Here is a 706-nt window from a genome sequence, read left to right as displayed (position 1 = left end):
TCCTCCACTCAAACTGATTCGATCACAAGCAGATCCCTCCTCTTCCTTTTCGCGTTCCATTGTTCTGAAAGAAGCAACAGAAACCCGCTTAATCAAGAGCTTTTATTTTGCAATATTTTCTGGTTTCTTTGCACTACTCGCTTGTCTTTTACTGTTAAGCAGTATGTGGTATCGTGAAAGCCGTTAAAAAGTTTTAAGAATTTGTCTCAACTTTAAAATATAATGCATCTTTTTGCAGTGTTCTTTTTGGCGCTGTTTCTTTGTCCTTTGCGCTCTTGAATAGCGTGTCGTATCGTGAAAACCGTTTTAAAAATCCTAAAAAAGTGTGCAGCCACTTTAAAATAAAGTCTATCTTATGGAAAAACAGGCAAGGTGATACATAACGCACCCATTTTTTTCATGGAGTGTATACAAGTCTCAGCCAGGAGATCAAGGACATTAGCAGAAAAAAGAAAACATTGCGAAATAGAATAAAGAATGCAATTGCTGGAAAACTTTCATAACTTTCAATTATAAAGACAGGCTTCTGTCGTGCTTTCCTACCTCTCTTTCATATTCTCAAAAGGAATGCCCCATACATTCCCTTCAATTTGATCTTTACAAATATGAGGCAAAGAAATTGTGCAAACATCTATAAGAATAAGCAGAGATAAAGTCAGATTTATTATTAATGTTGTTTTGCAGAGTATTTAAGAGAAAGCCTAAA

Annotated in this window: 1 protein-coding gene; it reads left to right on the top strand. The window is 35.4% G+C overall.

Translation table 11 applies throughout. The features are described from left to right. A partial coding sequence (locus ACFINO_RS10525) for a hypothetical protein (protein ID WP_375655794.1) occupies positions 1–187 on the top strand: 187 nt, incomplete at its 5' end. Between the last annotated feature and the right edge of the window lie 519 nt (positions 188–706).

It is taken from the genome of Bartonella sp. AA83SXKL (assembly GCF_042196965.1).
Taxonomy (GTDB): Bacteria; Pseudomonadota; Alphaproteobacteria; order Rhizobiales; family Rhizobiaceae; genus Bartonella.
Note: the sequence above shows the minus strand (reverse complement) of the source record. Positions and strands in the feature narration are given on the sequence as shown.